The sequence below is a fragment of the Saccharospirillum sp. MSK14-1 genome (assembly GCF_003054965.1).
In the GTDB taxonomy this organism is placed as follows: domain Bacteria; phylum Pseudomonadota; class Gammaproteobacteria; order Pseudomonadales; family Natronospirillaceae; genus Saccharospirillum.
The window spans coordinates 1-24,257 of the sequence record NZ_MIES01000005.1 but is presented as its reverse complement, the minus strand read 5'-3'; the positions used below and the strand labels follow the sequence as shown (position 1 = coordinate 24,257).

23 protein-coding genes and 2 tRNA genes are annotated in these 24,257 nt (G+C 56.6%); 10 read left to right on the top strand and 15 right to left on the bottom strand.

What is annotated here, in order from left to right:
- Positions 1–66 precede the first annotated feature (66 nt).
- The 4 genes from BGP77_RS01265 to BGP77_RS01250 are packed head-to-tail and all read left to right on the top strand — an operon-like array spanning position 67 to position 4,748.
- A complete protein-coding gene (locus BGP77_RS01265; RefSeq protein WP_108162927.1) occupies positions 67–1,392 on the top strand; it encodes a TolC family protein in 1,326 nt (441 codons plus the stop codon).
- 44 nt (positions 1,393–1,436) lie between these two features.
- Positions 1,437–2,423 (top strand): HlyD family secretion protein, encoded by a 987-nt coding sequence (locus tag BGP77_RS01260; protein ID WP_108162926.1) that lies wholly within the window; start codon positions 1,437–1,439, stop codon positions 2,421–2,423.
- Positions 2,416–3,591 (top strand): ABC transporter permease, encoded by a 1,176-nt coding sequence (locus BGP77_RS01255; protein WP_108162925.1) that lies wholly within the window; start codon positions 2,416–2,418, stop codon positions 3,589–3,591. The genes BGP77_RS01260 and BGP77_RS01255 overlap by 8 nt, the downstream gene beginning before the upstream one ends.
- Complete coding sequence (locus tag BGP77_RS01250; protein WP_158269231.1) at positions 3,591–4,748, top strand: ABC transporter permease; 1,158 nt, start codon at positions 3,591–3,593, stop codon at positions 4,746–4,748. Before BGP77_RS01255 ends, BGP77_RS01250 begins: the two co-directional genes overlap by 1 nt.
- Here the strand turns inward: BGP77_RS01250 and BGP77_RS01245 are convergent.
- From BGP77_RS01245 to BGP77_RS01230, 4 genes are all read right to left on the bottom strand, one after another.
- On the bottom strand, positions 4,672–5,745 hold the full coding sequence (locus BGP77_RS01245) for an AraC family transcriptional regulator (RefSeq protein ID WP_108162923.1): 1,074 nt from the start codon (positions 5,743–5,745) through the stop codon (positions 4,672–4,674). The genes BGP77_RS01250 and BGP77_RS01245 overlap by 77 nt on opposite strands.
- A complete protein-coding gene (locus BGP77_RS01240) occupies positions 5,742–6,164 on the bottom strand; it encodes a GNAT family acetyltransferase (RefSeq protein ID WP_108162922.1) in 423 nt (140 codons plus the stop codon). Before BGP77_RS01240 ends, BGP77_RS01245 begins: the two co-directional genes overlap by 4 nt.
- 62 nt (positions 6,165–6,226) lie before the next feature.
- Complete coding sequence (locus BGP77_RS01235) at positions 6,227–7,630, bottom strand: ATP-binding protein (RefSeq protein WP_108162921.1); 1,404 nt, start codon at positions 7,628–7,630, stop codon at positions 6,227–6,229.
- Positions 7,631–8,329, bottom strand: a complete 699-nt coding sequence (locus tag BGP77_RS01230; protein ID WP_108162920.1) for a response regulator transcription factor — start codon at positions 8,327–8,329, stop codon at positions 7,631–7,633.
- 126 nt (positions 8,330–8,455) lie between these two features.
- On the opposite strand from BGP77_RS01230, the gene smrA reads away from it, so the two are divergent.
- On the top strand, positions 8,456–9,043 hold the full coding sequence (gene smrA / locus BGP77_RS01225; RefSeq protein WP_108162919.1) for a DNA endonuclease SmrA: 588 nt from the start codon (positions 8,456–8,458) through the stop codon (positions 9,041–9,043).
- 17 nt (positions 9,044–9,060) lie between these two features.
- Here smrA and BGP77_RS01220 read toward each other — a convergent pair.
- From BGP77_RS01220 to BGP77_RS01175, 10 genes are all read right to left on the bottom strand, one after another.
- Positions 9,061–9,147 (bottom strand) — tRNA-Leu (locus BGP77_RS01220).
- A gap of 35 nt (positions 9,148–9,182) precedes the next feature.
- Positions 9,183–9,269: transfer RNA gene (locus BGP77_RS01215), tRNA-Leu, on the bottom strand.
- Positions 9,270–9,390: 121 nt separating this feature from the next.
- Entirely contained in the window at positions 9,391–11,028 is a 1,638-nt protein-coding gene (locus tag BGP77_RS01210; protein WP_108162918.1) for an ABC transporter ATP-binding protein, read from the bottom strand.
- Positions 11,021–11,860, bottom strand: coding sequence for an ABC transporter permease (locus tag BGP77_RS01205; protein WP_108162917.1), 840 nt, complete (start codon positions 11,858–11,860; stop codon positions 11,021–11,023). The genes BGP77_RS01210 and BGP77_RS01205 overlap by 8 nt, the downstream gene beginning before the upstream one ends.
- A gap of 10 nt (positions 11,861–11,870) precedes the next feature.
- On the bottom strand, positions 11,871–12,830 hold the full coding sequence (locus tag BGP77_RS01200; RefSeq protein ID WP_108162981.1) for an ABC transporter permease: 960 nt from the start codon (positions 12,828–12,830) through the stop codon (positions 11,871–11,873).
- A gap of 11 nt (positions 12,831–12,841) precedes the next feature.
- Positions 12,842–14,431 carry an ABC transporter substrate-binding protein gene (locus BGP77_RS01195; RefSeq protein ID WP_108162916.1) on the bottom strand — a complete coding sequence of 530 codons (1,590 nt, stop codon included), beginning with the start codon at positions 14,429–14,431 and terminating at the stop codon, positions 12,842–12,844.
- A gap of 115 nt (positions 14,432–14,546) precedes the next feature.
- The gene (locus BGP77_RS01190) at positions 14,547–15,131 is read right to left on the bottom strand and encodes a GbsR/MarR family transcriptional regulator (protein WP_199224161.1); all 585 of its coding nucleotides are present in this window, start codon (positions 15,129–15,131) and stop codon (positions 14,547–14,549) included.
- Positions 15,132–15,344: 213 nt separating this feature from the next.
- Positions 15,345–16,631: a glutamate-1-semialdehyde 2,1-aminomutase gene (gene hemL / locus BGP77_RS01185; RefSeq protein ID WP_108162915.1), complete on the bottom strand. Its 1,287-nt coding sequence runs from the start codon at positions 16,629–16,631 to the stop codon at positions 15,345–15,347.
- A gap of 233 nt (positions 16,632–16,864) precedes the next feature.
- Positions 16,865–17,296, bottom strand: coding sequence for a protoporphyrinogen oxidase HemJ (gene hemJ, locus BGP77_RS01180; protein ID WP_108162914.1), 432 nt, complete (start codon positions 17,294–17,296; stop codon positions 16,865–16,867).
- On the bottom strand, positions 17,296–19,014 hold the full coding sequence (locus tag BGP77_RS01175; protein WP_108162913.1) for a chloride channel protein: 1,719 nt from the start codon (positions 19,012–19,014) through the stop codon (positions 17,296–17,298). Before BGP77_RS01175 ends, hemJ begins: the two co-directional genes overlap by 1 nt.
- Before the next feature lie 186 nt (positions 19,015–19,200).
- On the opposite strand from BGP77_RS01175, the gene BGP77_RS01170 reads away from it, so the two are divergent.
- From BGP77_RS01170 to BGP77_RS01155, 4 genes are all read left to right on the top strand, one after another.
- Positions 19,201–19,959: a DUF6776 family protein gene (locus tag BGP77_RS01170; RefSeq protein WP_108162912.1), complete on the top strand. Its 759-nt coding sequence runs from the start codon at positions 19,201–19,203 to the stop codon at positions 19,957–19,959.
- Between the two features lie 7 nt (positions 19,960–19,966).
- Complete coding sequence (locus BGP77_RS01165; RefSeq protein ID WP_233252270.1) at positions 19,967–20,473, top strand: polymer-forming cytoskeletal protein; 507 nt, start codon at positions 19,967–19,969, stop codon at positions 20,471–20,473.
- A gap of 107 nt (positions 20,474–20,580) precedes the next feature.
- Positions 20,581–20,931 (top strand): iron-sulfur cluster insertion protein ErpA, encoded by a 351-nt coding sequence (gene erpA / locus BGP77_RS01160; RefSeq protein ID WP_108162910.1) that lies wholly within the window; start codon positions 20,581–20,583, stop codon positions 20,929–20,931.
- Positions 20,903–21,382 (top strand): hypothetical protein, encoded by a 480-nt coding sequence (locus BGP77_RS01155; RefSeq protein ID WP_146171159.1) that lies wholly within the window; start codon positions 20,903–20,905, stop codon positions 21,380–21,382. Before erpA ends, BGP77_RS01155 begins: the two co-directional genes overlap by 29 nt.
- A 56-nt stretch (positions 21,383–21,438) precedes the next feature.
- Here BGP77_RS01155 and BGP77_RS01150 read toward each other — a convergent pair whose 3' ends face one another.
- On the bottom strand, positions 21,439–22,728 hold the full coding sequence (locus BGP77_RS01150; RefSeq protein ID WP_108162908.1) for a peptidoglycan DD-metalloendopeptidase family protein: 1,290 nt from the start codon (positions 22,726–22,728) through the stop codon (positions 21,439–21,441).
- Positions 22,729–22,858: 130 nt separating this feature from the next.
- Here BGP77_RS01150 and tyrS point away from each other — a divergent pair, with 130 nt between their 5' ends.
- Positions 22,859–24,052: a tyrosine--tRNA ligase gene (tyrS, locus tag BGP77_RS01145; protein WP_108162907.1), complete on the top strand. Its 1,194-nt coding sequence runs from the start codon at positions 22,859–22,861 to the stop codon at positions 24,050–24,052.
- Positions 24,053–24,257: the final 205 nt, after the last annotated feature.

The window sequence follows — 24,257 nt, the reverse complement described above, 5'->3', positions numbered from 1 at the left end:
ATGACAGCCGTGCACATCAACGCTGCTCCTAAACTTTGCGCCCTGAGATCAATCGAATGAGGCGTTATGAAACAGTCCTACCTGCTGGTGATGTTGGCTGCCTTGCTGACGCCACTGGCACACGCATCCGAGCTGGAAACGCTCTGGCACCAGGTCCAACTCGATCATCCGGGATTGCAGGCGCAAAGCGCGGCGGTCAACGCTCAGCAGGCACAGGCGCGTTCGGAGCGTTGGCGTTATGGACCCACCCTGACCCTGAACAGCCGCTATACGCAGCTGAATGATGATTTGTCGTTAACGGTCGACATCAGTGCGCTGAATCCAATGGCGCCGCCTATGAGCGAAACCATTCAGCAGGATCAGTACACCACCGCCACACTCGAAGCGACCTTACCGGTCTACACCGGTGGGCGATTGCAGGCGGCGGTGACGGTCGCTGATGCGCGGCACGATGACCAGCAGGCTCAGGCTGAGCAGTATCAGCAGAGCGTTCTGCTGCAGCTGGTCGACCGGTATTACAGCCTGGTGCTGGCGCGGGAAGCGATCGATATCCGTCAGCGCCGGCTCGACAGTCTGGATCGCCAAGTCTACAGCGCCACGCGGCGTGAGCAGGAAGGACTGATTGCCACGGCGGATCGTCTTGCGGTGGCGGTGGAGCGCGATGAAGCCCGGCGCGAACTGTCCAATGCCCAGGCCGATTTGGAATTGGCCACTCTGGTTTATCGTCAGTTGGTCGGGACGGCTGTCCCCTTGCCGCAGCCCGGCCAATTGACGTCTTTGTCGGCGCATCCGGACCTGGATCGGTTACACCAAACCTTACTGACGCAATCACCGGAAATTGCACAGTTGCAGGCCCAGGCCGATTTAGCAGCCGCTGGTGCTGACGCCAATAACGCAAGCTGGTTACCGACGGTGGCGCTGTTTGGTCGCTACGAATTGCTGCCCGATGGTTTGACCGCCCTCGATCCGCGCTGGGCGGCGGGGGTGTCGGTGCAATGGGCGTTGCTCGACAGCGGCAATCGGTTGCACCAACGCCGAGCCGCCCTGGCGCGCGTGGATCAGGTGCAACAGCAGCGCGTTCAAAGTGAGACTGACTTAACCAGCCGGCTGCAACTGGACTACCGCGATCTGCGTCGTGCCGAAGCCAATATCGACTCACTGGCCTCGACCGAAGCGTTGGTGCAACAGCGCGTCGAACTGACCCAGCGCGGTTATGACCAGGGGCTCAGTACTGACCTGGATCGTATCGAAGCAGAAACCGCCCTGGCGGCGGTTCGGATGCAACGTTTGCAGGCGGTGGTGGCGCAGCATCAGGCATTGGCGCGGCTCTATATTCGCGCCGGTGACAGCCGTTCCTTCTTTGCCCTACTGGACCGTCAGGCGGCGCGCTAAACGCTAACTTTCTTTTTCCTTATTGAACGCAGGAACCGATCTCAATGAACAACAAAGCCATGATCGTCAGTCTGGCCTATCTGGCCGCTTTGGGTGGCATTCTCGGCTACGGCTATGTCACCCAGGCGCAAGCGCCGGAACCTTTGCTGCAAGGCACGGTGGATGCTCAAACCATCCGTGTCAGCGGCAAAATCGCAGGGCGTGTCGCCCAGGTCGCCGTGCGTGAAGGTGACCAGGTTGAAGCCGGAGAATTAGTATTTGAACTGACCAGTCCGGAATTGCAGGCGCGACTCGATCAAGCCCAGGCGGCGGTGGATGCGAAGCAGGCGATGAGTGAACGCGCCGATCGCGGAGCGCGCCAAGAAGAATTAGCTCAGGCGCGGGACCAATGGCAACGCGCTCAGGCCGCTGCCGACTTAGCCCAGACCACTGCCGAACGATTGCGCAATTTGCACGCGGATGGTCTGGTCTCTCAGCAGCGTCTGGACGAGGCCGAAACCCAGGCCGAGTCGGCTGGATACGCCGCCGAGGCTGCGCATCAGCAATTCCTCCAGGCGCAAAACGGAACTGAAGATGAACTGCGCACCGCAGCCCGCAGCGAAGCCAATGCGGCGCAGGCGCAACTGGCCGAAGTGCAGTCACTCTATGCAGAAACTCGGATCACTGCGCCCGCGGCCGGTGAAGTCACCGAAGTGTTGATTCACCGTGGCGAAATCGCTCCGGCGGGTTTTCCGGTGGTGACGCTGACTAACCTCGACGATGCCTGGGTGCGTTTCCACGTGCGTGAAGATCGTCTGGTTGAGTTTGCACCGCAGTCGGTCATTCGCGGTTATCTGCCTGCGCTGGATCGGAGCGTGGAATTGCGCGTCAGCTATGTTTCGCCGTTAGGTGAATACGCCACTTGGCGTGCCACTCACAGCGGTGAAGCGGACTTGCGGACTTTTGAAGTGCAGGCTCGTCCGGTCGAGCCGGTGAATGACTGGCGCGCGGGTATGACGGTCATCATCGAAACGGCGGCTGAGCATGGCTGAACTCGCCGTGATCAAAGTACTGCAACGTGAGTTGCGTACCCTGGTGCGCCAGCCCAGCTATCTGTTCTTGTTGTTTGGCGCTCCGGCGCTGGCAGCGATTCTGCTGGGCGGCATTATCGCTCAGCCTGCGGTGCAGTCGGTGCCGTTTCAGGTCGTCGACGAAGACAACACGCCGGCCAGTCGTGATCTGGCTTATCGCCTTAACAGTTCGCCAACTCTGGACGTCAGTGTGGTTCACAGCGGCAGCCAGGCGGCGCTGGCGCACGTGCGGGCGCAGCGCAGTTTTGGGTATCTGGTGATACCCGATGGTTTTGCCGAGCAATTGCAGATTGGTTTGCCACAGCAGATTCCTGCCTATGTGAATCAGCAAAGTTACATGATGGGTACCTTGCTAACCAATCAGCTGGTGCGCTTTGTCATTGAAAGCAGCCTGCGCGAAACCGCCAGTCAATTTGTGGTGCACGGCCAGACGATGACCCAGGCCAAAGCGCAGGTGGTGCCGATCAGCGCTGAGCGTTCGGTCGCCGGAAACCAGTGGCTGAATTATCAATCCTTTCTGCGTGCTTCATTGCACAGCCATGTTTGGCATGTGCTGCTGGTGCTGAGCACGCTGTACGCTTTGGGTCGGGAATTTCGCGAAGGTTCGGCACCGCAGTGGTGGCGGCTCAGTGGTGAGCGCCTGAGTGTGGCCTTGGTGGGCAAATTGCTGCCTTTAACGCTGGTGCTGCTCGGTTGGGCGGCGGTCTTTCATCTGCAGGCGTTGCACGCGTTGCAACTGCCCTGGGGTTGGCGTCTGCCCAGACTGATGCTGCTGAGCACCTGGGTTGCGGCGTTTTATATCAGTGCGGCTGTGTTGGCGATGGCCTTGTTGCATAACCTGCGCAAGGCACTGTCAGTGGCGGCGGCCTATACCCTGCCCGCCTTTGCTTTTATCGGGGTGACTTTTCCGGTGACCAATATGATTGGCGCGGCGCGGTTTTGGCAGTCGTTGTTGCCAGTGGGTAGCCTGATTCGCTGGCAAGATCAGGTGCTGCACTTTGATGTCAGCTTGAGCTTTTTATGGTCGCAATTATGGCCCTTGGGTTTGATGACGTTATTGCTGTGGCCACCGGCGGTGCTGTTATTGCGCCGTAAAGTGGCCGAGCCTAAATGGACGGGGCACTTCTGATGGGATTGAAGCTGATGTGGTCTGGTTTGAAAGCCGAATGGGCATTGCTGTTTCGTTATCGAGGCATTCTGCTCATTCTGATCGGCGCCCCGCTGTTTTATTCGTTGTTTTATCCCCTGCCTTATCAGGCGGGCGTGGTCACTGAGGTGGCGCTGTGGGTGGTGGATGCGGATCAAAGTCAGGCAAGCCGGCGGTTGATTGACCGGCTGGATGCGACACCGCAACTGCGGGTGACGCAGGTGACGGCCACCGATGCTGGTCGTTCCGAGGCGTTGATGGTCGGTGACGTCCAGGCCTATTTAAATATACCCGGCGGCATGCAGGCGAATCTGGAACGCGGCAAGGCCGTCACCTTGGCTTATGGTGGCAGCGCCAGCAATTTTCTGGTGTACGGTACCGCGGCGCGCTCGATGGCGCAGGTGATTCGGGCGGAATCGGATCGATGGGCGCAACCGCATCGTTTGCAAACATTGGGCAATGCGATTCAAGCCGAGGCGCGCGCCGAGCCGTTACAGCTGGCACTGACGCCGCTGTTTAATTCGGATCGCTCTTACCTGCAGTATTTGGTGCCGGGCGTGTATCTGTTTTTGGTGCAGCAGGTATTGATGCTGGCGGTGGGTATGCATTGGGGCGCTCAGCGTGAAGCCGGTTCCCTCACCAAGCCGCTTCTTGGCTTCGTTGCCCAAACCCTGATCTACGGAGTGCACGGTTTGGCGTTGGTGCTCTATCTGTTTCGTTGGGCGTTGCCATTGGAAGGCGTATGGCCGGCGCTCGATGGGGCTCAGTTGTTCGGTTTCGGTTTGCCCTTTGTGCTCAGTGCCATCTGGTTCGGGATGATTGTGTCGCGACCGATGCAGCGACTGGAAACACCGCTGTTGTGGTTGTTGCCGCTGTCGGTACCCCTGTTATTGCTGACCGGTATCAGCTGGCCGCACTTTGCCATGGCCGATTGGCTGTTGCCTCTGGCGGATGGATTACCAGCCACCCGGGCCGCTGAGGCTTTGTTGGGTACGGCATTTATGGGCGTCGAGGCATCGGCTTGGGCGCAGTGGCTGTTGGCGTTGTTTTACGGCGGTCTGGCTATGGTGCTGCGCTGCGTGCTCGTTCGCGAAACCGCGCCGGCGCTTCCCCGGTCCATTGACGAAACGCCCGCGTGAAATTGGCCGGTTCGCTGAAACCGAGCCGGTAGCCAATCTCCAGAATGGCAATGTCGCTGTGGCGAATGTACTGCACCGCCAGCTCTTGACGCGCTTGCTGCAGCAGTTCTCGAAAGCTGATGTGTGCTTCATTCAAGCGCCGTTGCAGCGTGCGTGAGGATAAATTCAGCGCCTGCGCCACGCTCTGTTGAGTTACCTTGCCCGCAGGCATCTGCAAGATGATTTCCGAAACCACCTGGCTGGGCCAATCTTGTTGCAGCAAACGCAGATAACTGGCTACCACCTGCTCATTGACGGTCGCTAAATGGGCGTTGGCGGAAGGCAGTGGCCGGTCGAGTAATTCGTTGTCAAACCAGATGGTGTCCTGGTTGGCGTTGTCCTGCACCGGGCAACCGAGGATGTGAGCATAGTCGTCTCGGCTGGTGCCAAGATGGCGTCGGAAACTGACCGAATGCGGGGTGAAGCGCACGCCGAAGTAGTGACGGCACAGTGAAACCAGAGCCAGAGCACCGGCTTCACGCAATTGGCCGAGGCTGTCGTTCAGATCGGCTTCGGCAAAGTTTTCCAACAGGTGATGCAGTAAGGGACTGGAGTGCATGCGCAGACCGCACTGGCCCGGTTGTTCGACCCGATGCAGCTGGATGGTTGTGGTCATCAGCGAGTAATACCGCTCCAGCAAGGCCAATGCATCGCGTCCGGTGTCGCTGCTGGCCATGGCAAAACCGAGAGCGTGAAAGGTACCGGCATTGACGTGCTCGGCGATGGCCAGTGGCAGATTGGTATCCGTTCGAGCCAGACCCAGTCGCCACAGTTGGACCACTGCCATAGACGGCACTCGAGCGTTGGCATCCGCCAGTTGTTCCGGAATCAGGCCGGCTTCGCGGGCCAATTGATCAGCGGGAAGGTCGAGCCGTTCGAACGTCTGTAACAGCAATCGCGGCCAGCTGGCCAGAACGGTCAGTCGTAAGGGAAATTGAGTCGCGTCCGTCAGCGTCATGGCTGATCGCTGATTAGGCGTTTGCCCAGACTGACCGCTGCATCGACCTGATAACCCAGAGCGTCATAGAACGCCATGACGCGCGTGTTGGTGCTGCGCACTTGCAGGTTGATTTTGGGGCAGCCGAGTGTGATCAACTTTTGTTCCAGGGTGTGCATCAGTTGCTTGGCGTGGCCCTGACCCTGATGGTTGGGATCGACGGCCAGGTAATTTACCCAGCCGCGATGGCCTTCATAGCCGCCCATGACGGAGGCGATGAGTTTGCCATTGGTTTCGCCGACTAAAAATAAATCGGCACCGACCTGGCATTTGCGATCGATGTCTTTGTTGGGGTCGTTCCACGGAACAGTGAGCCCGCAATCCTGCCAAAGCTGGATGACGGCGGCCCGGTCGGCTTCTTGAAAGGGGCGAATCTGCACGTGACTGACTCCGCTAAAGCGCAACAGGCTAGCGATTCAATAGAAAGGCAGCAAGCTGCGCGTTAGCGCTGGCGGGATTTAGGCAGCACGATGCGCACACAGAGCCCTCCGTCGGCTCCATTAAAGGCACGGATTTCGCCTTTGTGCGCCTGGATGGCGTGGCGGGCGATGTTCAGGCCCAGACCTGCACCGGGGTTGCTTTGGTCGAGCCGGTAGAACGGGTCGAACAACTGTTCCAGTTTGTCATCCGGTACACCCGGTCCCTGGTCAGACACTTCGATGGTGGCGTGATGACGGTCGCTTTTCAGTTCGATGCGTAACTCACTCTCATCCGGCGAAAAGCGCAAGGCATTCCGGACGACGTTATCCAACGCGCTGTGAATGAGCTGGCCGTCGCCATAGACCGTCATCGGTTGATCGATGGTTTCGATGATGTTGACCTGGCGCTGGCGCGATTCGAAACGGGCGTCTTCAGCGACTTGGTGTACCAGATCGTCCAGTTGGATTTCGCTGGGATCGAGCTGCTGCATATCGTTTTCGAAACGCGACAGTTTGAGCACCTGAGCAATCAGGCTTTCCAGGCGATCGCTTTCGCGTTCAATGCGATTGAGGGCGCTTTCCAAGTCTGTCGGCGCTTTCTGCCGCACGATACCGAGCGCTACCTGCAGTCGGGTCAGCGGCGAACGCAGTTCATGGCTGACGTTGCTGAGCAGACGTTGTTGTGCGGAAACCAGTTGCTGCAGCCGTTCGGCCATGTCGTCAAAGTCACGGCCCAGTTCGCCGACTTCATCAGCACGAAGCGTCACCGAATCACCAACGCGGGCGTCTAAATTGCCGCCGGCCAGTTGTCGGGAAACCCGGCGTAAGCGCTCCAGCGGTCGAGTAAAGGACCAGGCGAGCAGCAAACTCATTAAACCGGAGACGACCAGTCCAAAAATGATGCGCAGCCATTGGCTGTCGAGCCAGAGCGGCAGATTGGGAGGTGGCAGCGGTGGCACACCGCGAATAAACATTCGGTACACTTCACCGCCGACCGACATGGTGATCGGCCCCATCCAGGTTTCCTGACGCCATTGCCCGACTTTGACGCCTTCCATCTCCATCATTTCTGACAGCATGACCAGAATGCGCCGGGGCGGGCGCGGTGTGCCCAGCAGATGGTAGGTGTCATCGACCAAGTACCATTGATAGCTGGATTGGCTGTTAAAGCGATCCAGCTCATCAATGATTTCCTGACGACTGCTGGCCAGACGATCAATATTGGGCAGTTTGACGCGGTTGAGCAGGCGGATGTGGTTGGAGTTGGGCGCGCCGATCTGATAGACCTGCGCGACCTGGTGCGAGACAAAGGCAACGGCCAGCACGATAAGCAGCAGCGTGACCCAGAAACTGATCCAGATCTTGCCAAAAACAGACCCCAGTGGATTCAGCTTGGACCAGGTCACGGATGGTACGGGGAACGGCATTTAGCTGGCTTCTACAAAGAGGTAGCCGATGCCTCGAATGGTTTGGATCTTGGGATCTTCGGTTACGGTCTGAATCTTCCGACGCACGTTGGAGACGTGCATATCGATAGAGCGATCGTAAGCCATGATTTCACGACCCAAAACTTCGCGATAAAGGTCTTCTTTGGGAACCGCCTTGCCGGCACGGCTCATCAGAACACGCAGCACTTTAAATTCGCTGGTTGTCATCGGCAGTGTCTGACCGTCGCAATCGACTTCGTAGGTGTCGAAGTTCAGGGTGACGCCGTTGCACTCCAGCGTGCCGGTATCGTTTTCCTTCTGGGCACGATCGAGTTCGATACGACGCAGCAGCGCTTTAATGCGGGCCAGCAGCTCACGGTGGCTATAGGGTTTGGCCAGGTAGTCGTCGGCGCCCAGTTCGAGGCCGAGTACCCGGTCGGTTTCCTCCCCCTTGGCGGTCAACATCAGGACCGGTACGGAGGAGGTGTTGCGGATTTGTTTAAGGGTTTCAAAGCCATCAATGCCCGGCATCATGACATCCAGCAGTACCAGGTCGTATTCGCCCCGGCCCAATTCCTGAATGCCTTCTTCACCGCTGTGGGCGGCGCTTAGGCGGAAACCTTCGGCGTCGAGATACTCGCCGAGCAATTCGGCCAGATCACGATCATCGTCAATGAGGAGGATATGCGCTTCATTCATAGCTATTAGTTTGTCCCAACCGGTTGAGGCTCGCGATTCCTTTTACCGCTCGTTTACACCGCCCCGAGCGCCTTAGGCGGCGCTTGTACTAGCTGATAGAATAGCGCTAAAAGCTTTAGGTGTCCTATGAGTGACGATGATGAACTGGATCTCTTCCGCCAGGAGATGAAGGGTGTCCAGCCGTTGAAAACCAAACCCAAGGTGGACCTTGCGAAAGGTGCAACGCCGCAGCCGAGTTTGATTCATCGGCGACAGATGGCAGTGACCACGACGGAAAAAGACAGCAACCACCTGACCGAAGAAATCATCGATCTGGTGCACCCACTCGATGTGCTTGAATATCGCACCGACGGTGTTTCGCACGGTGTTTATCGCAAGCTCAAACGCGGCCAATACCCGATTGATGCGCGGTTGGATTTGCACCGAAAATCCATGCAGCAAGCGCGAGCGGAGGTGTTTGGTTTTATTGAAGACTGTCTGAAATACGACGTTCGCTCGGCCATGATACTGCACGGCAAAGGTGAGCGCAGTGAGCCCCAGGCGTTTCTAAAAAGCTGTGTGAATACGTGGTTGAAACAGATACCGGCGGTTTTGGCGTTTCATTCGGCGCAGAACTTTCATGGTGGTGTGGGTGCGCTTTATGTGCTGCTGCGTAAGAGCGAACGCAAGAAAAGCGAGAACCGTGAACGGTTTATGAAAGGTCGGACTGAGTAAGAAAAACGGGGGAGAGATGGTGCCTGGGAGAGGATTTGAACCTCCACGGGGTTGCCCCCACTAGCACCTGAAGCTAGCGTGTCTACCAATTTCACCACCCAGGCAGAGCGGTCGCGGGGAGAGAGTCATCCGGGTGAAATGGTGCCTGGGAGAGGATTTGAACCTCCACGGGGTTGCCCCCACTAGCACCTGAAGCTAGCGTGTCTACCAATTTCACCACCCAGGCATTCCGGATGCACTCACCGTCGGTAAGCAGGCGCGCATCTTAGTGAGCGGCCCGGCCGCTGTCAACAGTCTTTGCCGTTTTCCACGAAAAACCACTGCCAAAACAACGGCTTGAGGCCGGTTTACTGGTCCTGGCCTGTCATTTTCCGACCGTCAATGGCTTCTTCCAGCCAGCCCAGTTTCATCTGCGGTACCGACCGTAATAACAGGTCGGTGTAGTCATCGAAGGGGGCTGTGAGTACCTGCTCGTGAGTGCCATAACGCACGACTTCGCCTTGCAACATCACGGCGATGGAATCAGAGATGGCACGTACGGTCGCCAGATCGTGAGTAATGAACAAGTAGGCAACGCCAGCGGACTCTTGTAATCGCAGCAGCAATTTAAGAATGCCGTCGGCCACCAGAGGATCGAGTGCAGAGGTCACCTCGTCGCAAATGATCAGCTTCGGTTCTGCGGCCAGCGCCCGGGCAATACAGACTCGCTGCTTCTGGCCGCCAGAGAGTTCGGCTGGGTAGCGGTCGTAATATTCCGGACCCAGTTCGATGGCATCGAGCAGTTCCAGAACGCGCTTACGTCGGGCGGCGCCTTTCAAGCCGAAATAGAACGTCAGCGGGCGTCCGATGATGGTTGCCACCGTATGGCGCGGGTTCATGGCCACATCGGCCATCTGATACACCATCTGCAGCTGGCGCAGTGTTTCCTTGTCGCGGCTTTTTAAGGCCTTAGGCAAGGACTGGCCAGCAAAGCGGATATCGCCTGATTCGATGGGCAACAAGCCAGTAATACAGCGCGCCAAGGTTGATTTGCCGGATCCGGATTCGCCCACCACAGCGAGCGTCTGGCCGGCGGAAAGCTGCACCGAAACCTGGTTTAGGACCGGCGGTAAGTCGGCGCTGTAGCGTGCACTGACGGCATCAACATCCAACAATGGCTGCGATTCGGGCTGGCGTGCATGGTGGTCAATGGAACGCACCGACACCAAAGCCCGGGTGTAGTCTTCTTTGGGCTGTTCGATGATGTCACGGGTCGGACCGTATTCCACCGCTTCGCCGTTACGGAGCACCAGAATATGGTCGGCTACCTGTGCGACGACCGCCAGATCGTGGGTGATGTAGAGCGCGCCGACACCGGTATCGTGGATGGCATCTTTGATCGCCGCCAGCACATCAATTTGGGTGGTCACATCGAGTGCTGTCGTCGGTTCGTCAAAGATGATCAGGTCGGGTTCCGAGCACAGCGCCATAGCCGTCATAGCGCGTTGCAACTGACCGCCGGATACTTGGTGAGGATACCGCTGACCAAAGTGTTCCGGGTCGGGCAATCCCAGTTTGGCGAACAACTCTACAGCACGCGCTTCAGCGCTGGCGCGATCGAGTACGCCATGCGCCAGCGTTGCTTCGACGACCTGATCCATCAGTCGATGGGCCGGGTTAAAGGCGGCGGCAGCCGATTGGGCGACGTAGCAGACGGTTTTGCCGCGCAAGCGACGCAGGCCGCTTTGGCCGTTGGCCAGAATGTCTTCGCCATTGACGGTGATGGTGCCGCCGGTTATCCGTACACCGCCGCGGCCATAGCCGGCGGCGCTTAAACCGATGGTCGATTTGCCGGCGCCGGATTCACCGATCAGACCCAGAACTTTGCCCTTTTCCAACGTCAGGCTGACGCCATCGACCAGAGTGACATCACGCGGCTTTTCGCCAGGTGGATAGACGGTGGCGCCAATGCGCAGATCGGCAATTTCTAATAATTGATCAGCCACTGCGGCCTCCTTTGAGATCGGTGGTGCGACGCAACACCCAGTCGGCAACCAGGTTGACGGAGATGGCCAGCAAGGCAATGGCGCCGGCGGGAATCAACGCGGCCGGAACACCGAAGACAATACCCTGGCGGTTTTCACGCACCATCGAGCCCCAGTCGGCTTCGGGCGGCTGAACGCCCAAGCCCAGGAAGGACAGCGATGACAAGAACAACACCGCAAAGATAAAACGCAGGCCCAGTTCCGCCACCAGCGGCGATAAGGCGTTGGGCAGAATCTCGCGGAAGATGATCCACACCCGACCTTCGCCACGCAGTCGGGCGGCTTCGACAAAATCCTGAACATTGATATCAACCGCCACGGCACGGGCTATCCGGTAGACGCGGGTGGAATCGAGAATGCCCATGACCAGCACCAAAATTATTGTGGTACTGGGCATTACAGAAAGCACAACCAACGCGAAAATCAGTGTGGGAATGGACATCAACAAATCGATGGTGCGCGACATCAGCTGGTCGGCCCAGCCGCCGAGCACCGCCGCGAGAATGCCCAAAATCGATCCCAGACTGAATGCCAAAGCGGTCGCCAGCGCGGCGATGGTCATGGTGGTGCGGGCACCATAGAGCAGGCGCGAAAACAGATCACGGCCGAGATTGTCGGTGCCCAACCAGTGAACAGCAGAGCTGGATTCCCACATATCGCCGACCGATTCGGACAGACTGTAAGGGGCGATCCAGGGCGCAAAAACGGCGGCTACTACAAACAGCGTGGTCAATATCAGCCCGATCAAAGCCGCGATGGGAATATTGGCCAGAGGGTTATTGGGGAGTTTCATCGGCTGCGCCTCACTTCGGATGCCGCAAGCGCGGATTGGAAAGAATGGACACCACATCGGCGATGAGGTTTAAGCCGATATAAACCGTCGCGAAAATCAGCCCGCAGGCCTGTACGACTGGAACATCGCGCTTGGCTACGTGGTCAATCAGATACTGACCCATGCCGGGGTAGACGAAGATCACTTCGATCACCACCACGCCAACCACCAAAAACGCCAGGTTGATCATGACGACGTTGATAACCGGGGCGACGGAGTTGGGAAAGGCATGACGCCAGATGATTTTCAGTCCGCCCAAACCTTTCAGCTCGGCCGTTTCGATGTAAGCCGATTGCATGACATTCAAAATCGCCGCACGGGTCATACGCATCATGTGCGCCAGAATGATCAGCGTCAGCGTAAACGCCGGCAGTGCGATGGCACGCATACGTTCGACGAAGGGCATGCCGTCATAAACGGTGGACACGCTCGGAAACCAGCCCAGTTTGACAGCGACGAAGTAGATCAGCAGATAGCCGATGAAAAAGTCGGGCAGTGAGATGGTGGTTAAGGTGGCGCCGGAAATGACTCGGTCTGGCCAGCGATTTTGATAACGCACAGCCAGAAGTCCCAGCAAAATTGCCATCGGCACCGCAATCAACGCCGTCCAGAACGCGAGGAAGAAGGTATTGCCTGCACGGCCCAAGAGGGAGTCCGCAATGGACTGACCGTTGGATAACGACGTTCCCAGGTCGCCGGTCAGGATGCCACCCAGCCAATCGAGATAACGCATCCAGGCCGGATCGTTCAGCCCCAGCTCAGCGCGTAAATTAGCGACGGCCTGATCGGTGGCGGATTGGCCCAGAATCGCCTGGGCAACATCGCCCGGCAGCATCATGGTGCCGACAAAGATCAGGATGGAAACCGCGAACAGCAGTAATAAGCCCAGCGCGAGGCGCTGGGCTATCAGTCTTGCGACGATTAGATTCATGGTTTGGTCGCTCAGGCACTCAACCAGCAACGGCTCAGAGCGAAGCCAGACATCATCTCAAACTGCGGATGATCGACCCAGCCCTGAACCTGGTTGTTATGCGCTTCGATGTAGTCGTTGAACATCGGCAGCAACAGGCCACCTTCGTCACGCAGAATCATCGCCATGTCGTGGTACATCAGAGCACGCTTGCCTTGATCCAGTTCACCACGAGCCTGAACGGCCAGTTGGTCAAACTGCTCATTGAAGAAGCGAGTGTCGTTCCAGTCAGCGCCAGACACATAACCGGTGGAGTACATCTGATCCTGAGTCGGACGGCCGCTCCAATAAGAGGCGCAGAACGGCTCTTTGTTCCAGACATCGGACCAGTAGCCATCACCCGGTGAACGCACGATTTCCAGATTGATGCCGGCCTGGGCGCAGGTCTGCTGATACAGCTGTGCGGCATCAACGGCGCCGGGGAAGGCAACGTCAGAGGTGCGCAGTACAACCGGGCCACTGTGGCCGGAGCGCTCGTACAGGAAGCGGGCTTGATCTGGATCGAATTCGCGCTGAGGAATATCGGTCGGAGCCAGCGGGTAAGCGCCGTTGATCGGGAAGTCGTTACCGACGCTGCCGTAGCCGCGCAGGATACGCTCAACCATATCTTCACGGTTCATCGCCAGTTTCAACGCCATGCGCAGATCGTTGTTGCTGAACGGTGCGGTGTCGCAGTGCATCGGGAAGCAGTAGTGCGCTGGGCCAGAAACGTTGTGAACTTCAATGTTGGCCAGACGTTTCACCATGTCGACCACGCGCGGTTCAACGCGGTTAATCATATGCACTTGGCCGCTTTGCAGCGCCGCCATGCGCGCCGTCGGATCGTTGATGACGGTGATTTCGATTTCGGCCGCATGGCCCCATTCGTCCAGGTTCCAGTAGTCTTCAAAACGCTCGGCGCTGTGGCGCACGCCCGGTTCAAATTCCGTGACTTTGTAGGGACCAGTTCCGATACCGGCATCGGGGGCGTCTTTGCCGCCGTTGGGCTGGATCATCAGGTGGTAATCGGAGAACAGGTATGGCAAGTCGGCGTTGGCTTCGGTGGTGGTGACGACCACTTCGTATTTGCCATTGGTACGAATGTCTGCCAGACCCCGCATGATACCCAGTGCGCCGGATTCTGAGGCTTCGTCGGAATGGCGCTCCAGAGTGGCCACGACATCGGCGGCGGTCATTTCCTGGCCATTGTGGAACAACACGCCTTGGCGCAGTTTGAAGGTCCAGGTTTTGGCGTCGGCGGATGAGCTGACTTCTTCAGCCAGGCGCGGCACCAGGTCGCCATTCGGGGCAACGTTGGTCAGGCATTCGCCCCAGGACTTACCAAACATGAATTGCACCTGGCTGGTCCAGGAGGCCGGGTCCAGGCTGTCGGTGGATGATCCACCCTGCATGCCGGCTTTGAGCAGGCCGCCTTTGATCGGAGTGCCGGAAACGGCTTCGGCAAACACGCTGCTGGCGAAAGGCAAGGCCATGCCCAATGCCATGGCGCGGCCGAGAAAGTCGCGGCGGGAAAGTCGGCCGCGGCGGGCTTGTTCAGTTAAAAAATTCAGTTCGTTGGACATCGTCCGTTCTCCTCGTTGTTGTTTTCCGTATCGCGCAGTTCTTATGGGTTGGATTGTCCATTGCGCTGCCGAGGCAAACGCTGGACATCCAATCTAATGTTTTGCGTAGGACGGGCTAACCGGGGGAGTCGTCGGCCAACCAGCGGAATAACTCACCAGACTCGCTGCGAGCGATGAGTTTCTCCAAAAAGTGATAGTAATGCTTGGACTCGTCGATCTTGGCCAGATCGCGTTCAATCTCGCGCTCAGAGTCCGCGTCCAAATCGGGGTCATTGAGCAGTTTCTGATAGTGACGTTCGGCTGCCGCGATGGCTTTGCCGTTGATGGTGACTTCTTCTTCCCAGCGTCGACAGAAGAAGTTGATGAAGTTTTTATGAAAGTCTTCTTCGGCGCGGTAGAGATCTTTGCGGCTGCCGGGGCGAAACACCCGGTGCACCATCCGGTTGTCTTGAAGCTTGCGTACGCCAGTACTCATGCTGGCCTTGCTCATGCCCATCTTGTCACACATCTCATCGAGCGTGATGGGGTCGTTGTGGAAATACATCAGGCCATATAGCAGTGCCGTGGACGCGTTAACGCCGTAGTGATCCATCGTCTGGGCGATGGCATCCACAATCAGACTGCGGGTCGCATCAAGGCGCTCGGGTATCGACAGAGTGTCGTCCCCGGCGCTGGCATGTAATGGCGTCGATGGTGGCATGATTGGGTCCAAATCCGGTTAAAAATCCGGCGTTCTGAACGTTCAGTATTTTTTAAACGTTTTTTCACCTTACCAGACTGAACTCAGATGTGAACCGTTACTCAAGAAACAATTGGTATTGAACAGGCAGGAATTGGGAGGGAATGTCTTCGAAAAGCGATAAATTCGGAATATGGCCACCTACTGGTGGCCATCTGCATTTAACTGGCTGAGTTATGCCAGTTGATCGAAAGCGCTTTGTGCGGCTTGCAGTGTTCGCTCAATGTCTTCTTCGCTGTGCGATAACGACATAAAACCCGCTTCAAAACTCGACGGTGCCAAATAAACGCCTTGATCCAGCATGGTATGGAAAAAGCGGTTGAAGCGGTCACTGTTGCAGGCCATGACCTGGCCGAAGCGGCTGATGGTGTCTTCGTCACTGAAGAACAGACCGAACATACTGCCCGCGGCGTTAGTGGTGAAGGGAATGCCAGCGGAGTTCGCCAGATCGCGCATTCCCTGGGTCAGCGCTGTGGTGCGGTCGGTCAGCTGTTGGTACACACCGGGCTGGTCAATCTGGTTCAGCACGGCCAGACCAGCGGCCATGGCAACAGGGTTTCCGGCCAGCGTTCCTGCCTGGTAAACAGGACCGATCGGAGACAGGTGGTCCATGATGTCGGCGCGGCCACCAAAGGCGCCAACGGGCATACCGCCGCCAATGACTTTACCCAGCGTGGTCAGATCGGGTTTGACGTTGAAGTATTGCTGAGCACCGCCCAATGCCACTCGAAAGCCGCTCATCACTTCGTCGAAGATTAAGACCGCACCGCTTTGATCGCACTGCTCACGTAAGGTTTCCAGGAAGCCGGCTTCGGGCAACACGCAGTTCATGTTGCCGGCGACGGGTTCGACGATGACCGCTGCAATGCGATCGCCCAGTTCAGCAAAGCAGTCGCGCACCGCATCGGCGTTGTTGTATTCCAGCGTCAGGGTGTGCTCGGCGACATTAGCAGGCACGCCCGGCGACGTGGGGACGCCGGTGGTTAGCATGCCGGAGCCGGCCTTGACCAGCAGACTGTCGGAGTGGCCGTGGTAATTGCCTTCGAATTTCACCAGCAGATCGCGTCCGGTAAAACCGCGCGCTAGGCGAATGGCTGACATGGTGGCTTCAGTGCCGGAATTGACCATCCGGACTTTTTCTATAGACGGTACCAAGCTGCAAACTTTCTCCGCCATCACGGTTTCAAGTTCGCTGGGAGCACCAAACGTCAGTGCCTGATCGACCTGATGATGAATGGCTTCGCGCACGCTTTCATCGCCATGACCGAGGATCTGTGGTCCCCAGGACAAGACGTAATCGATGTAAGCTTTGTCGTTAGTGTCGTAAAGGCGAGAGCCTTCGGCGCGTTTAAAAAAGACGGGAGTGCCGCCAACGCCCTTGAATGCGCGAACCGGTGAATTAACGCCGCCGGGAATGACTTTCTGGGCGCGTTCGAACAGCGCTGCAAAGGAATCGGTCATGGTCTGTAGTGCCTGTTGGTTATGCGATGTGGGCCATTGTCCTGCTTCAACACAACACTGGCAAACGCGGGCTCTGGAGTCGATGACGTTTAGCGTCTAGACTCGCGCTGATCGTCAGATTTTGTCATCTGAGGATTGTCTGGGGAGTCTGGAAACAGACTTTCTAGTTGATAGGTAGTCATTGGCCAACGACCTGGCGGTCGTTGGCCTTTTTTATGGCATCGCAATGGCCGTTAAAACGGTTTTAGCACCACCAACAGAACAATGCCCACCAGCGCAATGACCGGCATTTCATTGAACCAGCGGAACCAGCGATGTGAATGACGATTGGCATCGGCGGCGAAAGTGCGTACCAGTCGGCCACAGGCGTGGTGGTAACCGATCAATGCCAGCACCAGGGCCAGCTTGACGTGCAACCAGCCCATGCTCAGCCAGACCTGTCCGCTGGCGGTGAATAACATGCCAATACCAAAGGCTAATGCCAGTACCATCGAGGGTGTCATGATGCCCCGGTAGAGCTTGCGCTCCATAATCTTGAAGCGTTCTTTGCTGGCGTCATCGTCGGCCATGGCGTGGTAAACGAACAGTCTGGGCAAATAAAAAATGCCGGCGAACCAGGTGATGACGGTCATGATGTGGAAGGCCTTGAGCCACAGGTACAGCATTATTGGATGTCTCCTTCAGAGGTAAGTACCGAAACCAGCTGGGCACGGGTAACCAGTCCGGTGTTGCCATCATCCAGCGGCAGTAAGAAACCGGCGGTCTCTTCCTGTTGCAGGGATTTGACGGCTTCAAGCAGGGTAATATCGTCGGCTAATGGATGCAGACGACTGTAGGGGCCGATCAGCGATTGAACCGCCTCGGCGAAGGGCGGGCGCACCTCAGGCTCCAGTTGAATCCAGTCCTGATGGCAGGCGGCAAAGCGCTCTCGAGCGATCAAATAGGCTTTGTTATCGAGTTGCAACACCACCCATCGATATGGGCTCTTAGCCAACGCAGCAATGCGATCGCCTTCGGTCGCTGGATCGCAACTGCCAAACTGTCGGGTGCCTAGTTCAGAAAGGTAGCGTTGCGCCAGCGCGGTGCGAACGGGGTGCGTTTGAATCGATAATCCCTGGGCTTCGAGGATGCCGCGAAACAGTGACGGCAAGCGGAAGCCGTGTTGGCAGACCAGGTTTGCTGACAGCACCACAATCATTGCCGGGAACATGGCTTGAGCGCTGAGCGATAGCTCCAGTACGGCCGCTAAAGCAGCCAACGGCGCATGTAATACAGCGCTCATCATCCCGGCCATTCCCAGCAGGGCATAAAGCGCCATATCGGATGCGCCAGGCAACAAAGCGGCCATCAATGCACCACCGCAGGCGCCAATGACCAAGATGGGACCAATAACGCCCGCCGGGATGCCTAATCCGACCGCACAGGCCGTCGCAATCATCTTGGCAATCAGTATCAGCGCCAGGGTTTGCCAGGGCTGAGGGTCGCTCAGAGTTTGATTCACCGTATCAAAGCCAGAACCCAGAATCTCCGGAACGACCATTGCCATACTGCCGACCAGCAGCCCTGCCAGTAATAAGCGGGTCGCGCGTCGGGCCGGGCCATGGCGTTGCATCAGCCGAACCAGGTGGTGGAAAGCCACAGCCAGTAAGCCGACGGCGAGACCGGTTAATACCAGCAACGGCCAATCGGAAATCTGTGCTGATTGCAGTTCAATGGCAATAAAGCTGGGGTGTTCGCCAATCAACCATCGGCTGGTTGCAGAAGCGGTGACAGCCGCTGCAATGATGGGGGTGAAACCGAGCAGGCTGTACTCCATCAACACCACTTCCATGGCGAATAAAACGCCGGCCAAAGGGGTGTCGAAAGCCGCAGAAATTGCGGCGGCGGTGCCACAGCCGATGAGCAGCCGAAGTTGGCTGGGCACTCGGTGTGTACGTTGTCCCAGTTGATTAGCAATACCGGCGCCGATATGCACCGCCGGACCTTCTTTACCAACCGAATGGCCACTGCCCAGTGCCAGCACGGCCGCTGCAAGCTGAAAGAAAACATTGCCGGCTGCCAGCCGGCCACGACCGCGTTGCAGGCGATCGATCACGTGAGCAATACCGACGTTATGGACTCGCGCTGGCGTCCATCGATAAAGGGCGATTAAGGCAAGGCTGCCGAGTAAAGGAAGCGCAAAGCGCATGGGCAGTGATAGAGACTCAAAGTCTTCCAGGGAATCGCCGTTGAGCAGGCTTAAGAGGCCATTAAGCAGTAGCAAAAAACCGGTCATGACAAGCCCTGTTGCGACGCCGGTCAGCATGCCGAGCAATACCAGTACTAACAAACTTTCAGGCCGACCCAGCCAGGTCCGAAACAAAGTAAAACGAAGATTTGGCATGGAGGGCGGCTTGTCACTGGCTTCGGTCGGCCCTTATCATAGGGGGCTTACGCATTGATTGCCACGGCCCTCAGGGTCACCGGTTACAGCCGGTCAGTGCAGTGGTGCCTTGTTGTGGTACGCATCGGTTAATGGTGCGCTACGCTGCAAGTTGCACTGGACGTCTTCATTGGCCTCGGAGTCCTAATGGCGAAAGAACAGCTGTCGCGCTTTGACCGGATGTCGGTCGTTCCTTATCAACCCTGGCGACGCAGGGTCGTTTCGGCCATCGGAACTGTGATTCTGATCCTGGTGGTGTATTGCGCTTACCTGTATGGTCGCCAGGCTGGGTTTGATGCCCAGGTCGATTTGGTGGCCGAGCGCAACCAGTTACAAACGGCGTTGCGTCAGTCGTTGCAGCGCAGTGAAGAATTGCGACTGCGCGTGGCAACCTTGGAACGGGGTTCCGATGTGGATCGCCAGGCGACCGAAGAGGTTCGTCAGGTGAACCGCGAACTCAGTGATAGAATTGCTCGCCTTGAAGAAGAAGTGACTCTTTATCAAGGCATTATGGCGCCCTCAATGAATGCCGAAGGGTTGCGTGTGCAGGAGGTTCGGCTGGAACCGACCAGTTCACCCGATCGTTATCGGTATAACCTGATGCTGACCCAGGTTGGCAACAACACTCAGTATCTGCAGGGGTTTGTTGGCGTTAACTTGGTGGGCAGCCAAAACGGTGAGCGGGTTGCGATGACGCTGGCCGATGTATCGGATGATGTGGATGAAGTAGATATCCGTTTTCGATACCGCTATTTTCAAGAAATCGCAGGTGACTTAGTGTTACCGGAAGGGTTCATTCCCGACCAGATTCAAGTCGTGGCGCAGGCAGTGGGCAATCGCTCCGCTCGAGTAGAACGCGCTTACAGCTGGTCGGATTTGGAGAACGGAAACAATGTGGGGCAATAAGAAAACAGTGGCTAACGACGTAACTCTTATCTCAGTAAAGGCCGAAATCAACGGTGACATCCGGGTTTCGGGAGGCCTCCATGTCGACGGTCGCATCAAAGGCAATATCCTGGCCGATCCGGACAGTGGTGCTGCGGTGCGTATCAGCGATAAAGGTCTGGTGGAAGGTGAAATTCGTGCCCCCAACATCGTCATTAATGGCGAAGTCAAAGGTGACGTTTACTCTTCCGAGCACATTGAACTGGCCAAAAAGGCCGTGGTCACCGGTGACGTTCATTACGTCATGATGGAAATGGTCATGGGTGCCAAGGTCAACGGTAAGTTGCTGCATGTGGCGACCGACAAGAGCAAGAAGGCTAAGCCAGCGGCGGCTGATAGTACGGCCGATACAAGCTCTACTACCAGCACGTCAGGTTTGTCGTCTTCGGCCGCGAACCTTCAGTCTGGCCCGGGTTCTAGCGACAATAAGCCCAAAACGGCACCGACTGGCAGTTCAAGTTCTACACTCAAGTGAGAACAGCGGGCCATTGAAAAACGATTCTTTGGCCCTGATCTCGTCGTTCATCAATAAGCGTGCTCTTGGCAGGCTTATGTTGGCTGACTGATGATTGAGTAATGGTGATGACTGAAGCTGCAATTCAAGATGATGCACTGTTGGTGACGGATCAAGCCGCCATCAAAGTCCGTCAGCTGGTTGAAGAAGAAGGCAATGAGCAATTGATGCTGCGGGTGTTTGTCACTGGCGGCGGTTGTTCCGGCTTTCAGTATGGTTTTACCTTTGATGATGAGCTGGCTGATGATGACACCGTGATCGAGCGCGAAGGCGTTCGCTTCCTGGTTGATTCGTTGAGTGTGCAGTACTTGCATGGCTCAACGGTCAATTATACCGAAGGGCTCGATGGCAGCCGCTTCACGATTGATAATCCGGCTGCGGAGACGACCTGTGGCTGTGGGTCTTCATTTTCTATCTAGTTCTCGGTTTCCGCTTCGGCGGCTGGCAGCGCTGACCCTGGTGCTACAGGTTGGTTTCTCCAGCGCAGAAACACCGAACCTCTACGCGGCTGACAAGCACTGGATTGCCTATTTGCAGGCCCATACACCCGAAGAAGTATCCTCGATTTTAGGCCGTGCTGAATCGTTGCTCGATTCGGCTGAAGGCTATCCCAGTCAGAGCCCGATCGCGTTAATTCTGCATGGAGAAGAAACGCGCGCCTTTCTGAAAGCCAATTATTCCACGAACAGAGCGCTGGTCGATCAGGCGGCGCGCCTGGATGCGTATAACGTCATTGATGTTCAGGTATGTGAAACCTGGATGCGGGATAATTCGGTGTCTGCGGATCAGCTGCCACCTTTCGTTTCTACGGTTCCCTATGGTCCTGCCGTCGAGCAACAATTGCTTGAGCAGGGCTATGATCATTTCTGATCGATAGCCCATTCAGTTAAAAGGTGAAAGCGGTTGTGCGGCGTGCGACTTGACGGTCAGTCGCTGTTGGCCTGAGCGTAATTGCCGTTGAAGACGTCTAACTGTCCCATCATATTGGATGCGAAATCCTGGAAGGCTGGAAGGTATTCTTCCGCCAAAGGTTGTGCCGTTGGTAGAGGGACTGTTTGTGGGTTGCGATGAACACCGTTTACCAGGAATTCGTAATGCAGGTGTGGGCCGGTGGCCAGCCCTGTGGAGCCGACATAACCAATGATTTGACCCTGGCTGACACGGTTACCGACGCGCGCATAGCGAGAAAACTGGTTCATGTGAGCATAGAGGGTACGCATACCGCCGCCGTGTTGAACCACAACCACATTGCCGTAGCTGCTGCTGCGACGAGCGGAGATAACCTTTCCATCACCGGTCACCTTGATGGGTGTGCCGGTTGGTGCAGCATAGTCGGTGCCGCGGTGGGCGCGAATGGTGTTCAGTACTGGGTGGCGACGACTCAGGTTGAAGCCCGAAGATATCCGGAAGACATCCATTGGTGTGCGCAGGAATGCCTTGCGGATGCTGTCACCATTGGGTGAATAGTAATCGGTGCGTCCACCCGCGTCAGAGTATCGAATCGCCGTGACGTCGCGGCCCTGGTTGGTAAAGCGTGCCGCCAGGATTGGACCATCGCTGAGTTTCTTACCGTCCAGGAAATGCTCTTCATAAATGAGCGAGAAGGAGTCTCCCGCTCGGATGTCGAGTACAAAGTCGATATCCCAGCCGAACAGCGTGGCCAATTCCATGATCATGTTATCGCTGAGGCCTGCATTTTTGCCGGCGAGATAGAGCGACGTATCGATCGTGCCTTGAGTGAAGCGGGTATGTATTTCCGGTTCGCGGACAATCTGTTCGATCTCGAAGCCTTCGTCGCCCAAGGTGATTCGATGCTGAACCATTTGGGATTCGCTGAAGGTGACTTCTCGCAATGCCTCGGTGCTGTCGAAACCAAAACTAAAAGATTGCCCTGGGTAGATGCGATCCAATGATTGACTGATGTCGTCATCTGCCAGCATGCGGTATAGGACGCTGACGCCGGCGCCGGCCCGTTCGAACAGTGTCGACAGGGTGTCGCCGGGACGAACCTCGGCAGCAACTTGACTGAATGAATCGGCCGTATCTCCAGCGGGTGGTGACGATTGCAGCTGCAAGCTCGCTGGGATCTCAACGATGACGGATTCACTGGTGGCAGGCCATAGCGTTAATAGCAGCATCAATACAGTGAGGCTGCCGACGCCGATGGCATGCCAGCGAGGGAAGGCTTGGATACGGTAAAGGAGCGTACTGATCATCTTGAAAACAGGTAATTGGCTCGTAAAGTTAATCTAATATCTTAACAGTGGATCCGTCGAGTGCTAACTGATAGCACATACTGGTATAATACGTCTTCTGTTTATATGTAAATTCTTTTGAGGTCCCTTCATGTCTCTGGAGCAGACACTGGCGGAAATTCGACGCGGAACGGAAGAGATTCTGCTGGAAGACGAGCTGGTTGAAAAGTTGAAAAGTGGACGGCCGTTACGAATCAAGGCGGGCTTTGATCCAACCGCCCCAGATTTGCACCTGGGTCATACGGTTCTTATTAATAAGATGCGCCAGTTTCAGGAGCGCGGGCATACGGTTATTTTTTTGATCGGTGATTTTACCGGCTTGATCGGAGACCCATCCGGTAAAAATGCAACTCGTCCGCCGCTGACACCTGAAGAAGTGGCGCAGAATGCTGAAACCTATAAAGAGCAGGTCTTTAAGATTCTCGATCCGAAGAAGACCGAAGTCCGCTTCAATTCCGAATGGATGCACAAGCTCGGTGCGGCCGGCATGATCAGGCTCGCTGCGCAGCATAGTGTGGCACGCATGCTGGAGCGGGATGATTTCAAAAAGCGCTATAAGTCGAACCAGCCCATCGCCATTCACGAGTTTCTCTACCCGTTAGTCCAAGGTTACGACTCAGTCGCATTGGAAGCCGATGTTGAGCTGGGTGGAACGGATCAGCGTTTTAATTTGCTGGTAGGGCGTGAGCTGCAAAAGGCCGAGGGACAAGCACCTCAGGTTGTGATGATGACGCCGCTGCTCGAAGGTTTGGATGGCGAGAAGAAAATGTCCAAATCCTTAGGTAACTACGTCGGCATCACCGAAAGCCCGGGTTCCATGTTCCAAAAAATCGTTTCCATCCCGGATTCGCTCATGTGGCGTTGGTACGAGTTGCTGTCTTTTAAGACCCTGGACGAAATTGATTCGTTAAAGCAGCAAATCAGTGATGGTGCTAACCCGCGTGACATCAAAATCGAACTGGCACGAGAGCTGGTAGCTCGCTTCCACGGTGAGGAGGCGGCTGCTAATGCACACAAAGGTGCGGGTAATATTGTCCGCGAAGGTGAGGTGCCGGAAGATACTCCGGAAGTCTTGTTGGAGCTGGGCGATCAGCAAGCGCTACCGATTGCTGCAATCGTAAATCAAGCTGGCTTGGCCACCAATGCCGCGCAAACGCGAGACATGTTGAAGAATGGCCGCGTCAAAGTGGATTGGCAGGTTGTAGAGGCGGGTTTGAAATTGGGTGCGGGTGATTACCTGATCCAAGCGGGTAAGAAAAAGCTGGCTCGCGTCACTCTGAAATAAAGTCCCCGGGCGGTCCTGAATAGTTGCTGTCATCTTTCTTTCAACTTTCCCTGCAGCGGCCGTTGACAGCGGCCGCAAAAAGACTATTATACGCCTCCCTCGCCGCTGAGCGCGGTTGGGGAACGAAGTTTTCCAGTCTTTCTTCTCTTGGTTCGGTGCTTTCTAAGTGCCTGTTTTGAAAAGAAAAAATCTGAATCTTCGGTTG